This is a genomic window from Oleiphilus sp. HI0061 (assembly GCF_001635675.1).
Genome location: NZ_LWFE01000497.1, coordinates 1 through 800, shown reverse-complemented (window position 1 = coordinate 800; position 800 = coordinate 1). Strand labels below are relative to the sequence as shown.

Sequence of the window (800 nt, the reverse complement as noted above, 5' to 3'; positions counted from 1 at the left end):
ATTTTGAAAATGGCGAAGTCGTGCCTGACCCCGTACCGTCTCTATTTGACTTCTCATCAGATGTATCCGAAGACGATTTGGATGCCAGCTCAGGCAAGCGCTACCGCAGGTGGTATCACCACAGCATTTATCAGTTCGCTGAATTAAGCAATGCCCTTGAAACAAGTCAGGTTTGTGTCGGCCTTGACTGGAACCAGGTTACTACTGAGGTTACACCAGTAGATGTGGTGGTCGGCTTGCTGGATAACGCATTATTCTACAACGCCTCGGCTATGGGAATTGACCTCTGGTCTCATTGGAGCATTGAATACTCCTGCCGAACGCCTCAATAGTCAGCGAAACAGAAACTAGTGCGACTGCATAGACTTATGTCGTCGCACCTCGCGAAACAGCAAAGCTGAAAGCACGAGCGCACTGACTGCCAGCCCTACTCCCATACCTCCCCACACGCCTACCGCACCATAGGGCTCCAGCAAGAAGTAAGAAATAGGCATACCGACACACCAATAGCTAATAATCGCTGCCAATGTCGGCGAAGCTCCAAGCTTAAAGCCCCTAAGGGCGCCCATACTAATCACCTGCCAAGCGTCAACCACCTGAAAGATTGCAGCAACTAGAAGAATTGAAGCCACTAACTGAACAAATTCCTGGTAATTCTCCGCTAGAAGCTGTTCCTTTTGTACAAACAGCTGCACCAAAGTTTCAGGTGCAAAGATAAATATTATTGCAGCAAAACAAGCGCTTACAAGTGCCAGTACAAAACCTGAACCCACAGCTTGTGGAACCTGCCCAACAGCATT

Annotated in this window: 2 protein-coding genes; one reads left to right on the top strand and one right to left on the bottom strand. The window is 48.6% G+C overall.

What is annotated here, in order from left to right:
• On the top strand, nt 1-332 hold a 332-nt coding region (locus tag A3735_RS06615), incomplete at its 5' end, for a hypothetical protein (RefSeq protein ID WP_231882454.1).
• Between the two features lie 15 nt (nt 333-347).
• Here A3735_RS06615 and A3735_RS06610 read toward each other — a convergent pair.
• Nucleotides 348-800 (bottom strand): MATE family efflux transporter (locus A3735_RS06610; RefSeq protein WP_255375149.1); only part of this gene is annotated, 453 nt, incomplete at its 5' end.